The organism is Brevundimonas sp., from assembly GCF_023259385.1.
Taxonomy (GTDB): Bacteria; Pseudomonadota; Alphaproteobacteria; order Caulobacterales; family Caulobacteraceae; genus Brevundimonas.
Window position 1 is genome coordinate 1 of sequence record NZ_JAHFPF010000332.1, and the last position, 3,024, is coordinate 3,024.

General features: G+C 68.0%; 4 protein-coding genes. 1 reads left to right on the top strand and 3 read right to left on the bottom strand.

Translation table 11 applies throughout. The features are described from left to right. Window positions 1-45: 45 nt before the first annotated feature. The 3 genes from gltX to Q0C81_RS17775 form a co-directional block, all read right to left on the bottom strand. The gene (gene gltX / locus Q0C81_RS17765) at window positions 46-1,380 is read right to left on the bottom strand and encodes a glutamate--tRNA ligase (protein WP_291841097.1); all 1,335 of its coding nucleotides are present in this window, start codon (window positions 1,378-1,380) and stop codon (window positions 46-48) included. 84 nt (window positions 1,381-1,464) lie between these two features. Next, window positions 1,465-1,893, bottom strand: coding sequence for an RNA polymerase-binding protein DksA (gene dksA / locus Q0C81_RS17770; RefSeq protein WP_291841099.1), 429 nt, complete (start codon window positions 1,891-1,893; stop codon window positions 1,465-1,467). Between the two features lie 182 nt (window positions 1,894-2,075). Then, window positions 2,076-2,501: a flagellar assembly protein FliX gene (locus Q0C81_RS17775; RefSeq protein WP_291841101.1), complete on the bottom strand. Its 426-nt coding sequence runs from the start codon at window positions 2,499-2,501 to the stop codon at window positions 2,076-2,078. A 183-nt stretch (window positions 2,502-2,684) separates the two neighbouring features. Here Q0C81_RS17775 and Q0C81_RS17780 point away from each other — a divergent pair. Then, the coding region (locus tag Q0C81_RS17780; RefSeq protein ID WP_291841103.1) for a flagellar basal body P-ring protein FlgI at window positions 2,685-3,024 on the top strand (340 nt) is incomplete at its 3' end.

Below are 3,024 nucleotides of genomic sequence, written 5' to 3' on the forward strand. Positions count from 1 at the left end.
CCTCACAGGGCGGCCTTTTTGCTGTCCGGCGTCAGGGAAGACGGTTCAGGCCGTCTCGCCCTGGAGCCGCTTCACGATGCGCTCGCGGCCGATCATGGGGGCGATGGCCGCCATGTCCGGGCCGTGCGGCTGGCCGGTCAGGATCAGGCGCAGCGGCATGAACAGGGTCTTGCCCTTGGCGCCCGTCGCCTCCTTCACCGCATTGGTCCAGGTCGGCCACAGAGTGTCGTCGACCGTCTCCGGCAGCACCGCCAGGGCGGCGGCGGCGAAGGCCGGGTCCTCGATCACCGGCGTGATCGGACCACGCACGATGGCCGCCATTTCAACGACATCGGCGAATTTCTGAAGGTTCGGTCGCACTGCGTTCCAGAAGCCCTCGCCCAGATCGGCGTCCAGTCCGGCCAGGCGCGGCTGCGCCACGGCGTAGTCCATGGCGTGCAGGGCCTGGGCGTTCAGGCGGTCCAGATCGGCGGTGTCGTAGCGCGCCGGCGAACGCCCCATCTTGGAGAAGGCGAAGCTGTCGCCCAGCGCCTGCACCGAGGTTCCGACTTCCAGCGGGTCCGAGGTGCCGATGCGGCCCAGGTGGCTGGTGATGGCGATCGGCTCGTAGCCCAGGTCGCGCATCTCCGAGATCGAGAGCGAGCCCAGGCGCTTGGACAGGGCCGCGCCGTCGGCGCCGACCAGCAGCGGCATGTGGGCGAACGCGGGGACCGGGCCGCCCAGCGCCTCGAAGATCTCGATCTGGGCGCCGGTGTTGGTGACGTGGTCTTCACCGCGGATGACGTGGGTGATGGCCATGTCGATGTCGTCGACGACCGACGGCAGGGTGTAGAGGAACAGGCCGTCCTCGCGGATCAGCACCGGGTCCGACATCGACGCGGTGTCGACCTCGGCATGGCCGCGCGCCAGGTCTTCCCAGGCGACGCGCTTGCCTTCCAGCTTGAAGCGCCAGTGCGGACGGCGCCCCTCGGCCTCGTACGCGGCCTTCTGGGCGTCGGTCAGGTCCAGAGCGGCGCGGTCGTAGATCGGCGGCAGGCCGCGCGACAGCTGCACCTTGCGGCGGCGATCCAGCTCTTCGGAGGTTTCGTAGCAGGCGTAGAGGCGGCCCGAGGCCTTCAGGCGGTCGGCGGCCTCCTCGTAGCGGTCGAACCGCTTGGACTGGTTGTGGCGCTCATCCCAGAGCATGCCCAGCCAGGTCAGGTCGTCCTCAATGCCCTGTTCGAACTCGGGCGTGGAGCGGGCCAGGTCGGTGTCGTCGATGCGCAGCACGAAGCTGCCGCCCTGCCCTTTGGCGAACATCCAGTTCACCAGGGCGGTGCGCACGTTCCCGACGTGCAGCTTACCCGTCGGAGACGGGGCGAAACGGACCTTGACGGACATTGAGACGACCTTGAAACGCGAGGCGCGGTAGGTCGCGCCCGCAGCCCCTCAAGTCAAGGCCGACGGCCCGTCGGGCCGCCGGAATCAGTCGTCGCGGTGAACCCGTTCGCGGCGCTCGTGCCGTTCCTGGGCTTCCACCGACAGCGTCGCCGTCGGGCGGGCCTCAAGACGGCCCAGGCTGATGGGCTCGCCGGTTTCCTCGCAGTAGCCGTACGATCCGTCCTCGATCCGGCGCAGGGCCTCGTCGATCTTGGAGATCAGCTTGCGCTGACGATCCCGCGTACGCAGTTCCAGCGCACGATCAGATTCGGAAGACGCCCGGTCGACGAGATCCGGATGGTTCTCCGTCTCGGCCTTCAGATTGGTCACGGTACCCTTCGACTCGCGAAGGATATCGTCCTTCCAGTCCATGAGCTTGCCCTTGAAATAGGCCAGCTGCCGTTCATTCATGAACGGCTCATCGTCAGACGGCCTGTAGGCGGCCGGCTCGATCACAGACGCCAATGCGTTCATCGCACTCACGCTCTAAGCAGCGCCCCCCTGTGGCGCACCGCTGCGTATAGGGATGACGAAGAGTCGCGGCAACAGGCTTGCGGGAGCGCGCGACCTGTGAAGGTTCAACGATCACTGTGACCGTGACATTTCTTCCTCACCTGACACGCGTGGCGGGTGATTTCGGGGACGATTATGCCGTTTTACGCTGCGTTGCGGCGAAGATCGGCCTTGGCCAGTTCAACCGCGGCGCGCAGATCGATCTGATCCAACAGGCTGGTCAGGGCCGGGTCGGCGTCTTCCGGGCGGTCTTCGCGCAGGGTGCGGCTCAGGCGCTCCAGCGCGCCCTCCCCGGCTTCGCCCGACAGCAGGGCCAGCTTCAGCTCGTCCAGCCGGTCCAGAAGCCCGCTTCCCCGCCGAACGGCCCGGCGGCGGCGCTCGGTGGCGTCCTCGACCCCCTGCAGGGCCATGAGGGCGTTCATGCCGGCGACGCCCGAGACCGAAGCCGCGGTCGCCGGCGCGCTGGCCGGGGCGGCGGACGAACCGCCGGACACGGAAAAGCCGCCCGCAGCCCTGGCGGGACGCGAACCCTGGGAGGCCGAGGGGCCGGTGGCGCCGGTGACCTTCATGCGGTGCGACTCCAGAACATGCCGGACCATCGGGCGGCGCAGGTCACTGTTTGGTTAACGGCCCGGCAGAAACTGCCGCCGGCGCCGGGCTCCAGATATGAGCCGCCGTTGATTTCACTGATGTTTTGATCTGGCACGCCACTGGCATCACGGGACACACAACTGTTCGCGGACCTCCGACCGATGCAGAAACTGCTAGCCTCCCTCCTGACCGCCGCCGCTTTGGCCGGATTCGCCGCGCCGGCGACGGCCCAGTCGCGGATCAAGGACATCGCCGCCATCGAGGGCGTGCGGTCCAACCAGCTGGTCGGCTACGGACTGGTGGTCGGCCTGGCCGGCACCGGCGACTCGCTGCGCAACTGCCCCTTCACCCGGCAGTCGCTGGAAGGGATGAGCGAACGGCTGGGAAACAACATCCGCGGCTCGACGGCGAACACCAAGAACATGGCCGCGGTCATGGTCACCGCCGACCTGCCCGCCTTCTCCACCCCGGGGGCGCGCATCGATGTGAACGTCTCCTCCA

Coding starts and splice junctions, on each gene's coding strand:
- gltX (WP_291841097.1), bottom strand. CDS start 1,380: ATGTCCGTCAAGGTCCGTTTCGCCCCGTCTCCGACGGGTAAGCTGCAC.
- dksA (WP_291841099.1), bottom strand. CDS start 1,893: ATGAACGCATTGGCGTCTGTGATCGAGCCGGCCGCCTACAGGCCGTCT.
- Q0C81_RS17775 (WP_291841101.1), bottom strand. CDS start 2,501: ATGAAGGTCACCGGCGCCACCGGCCCCTCGGCCTCCCAGGGTTCGCGT.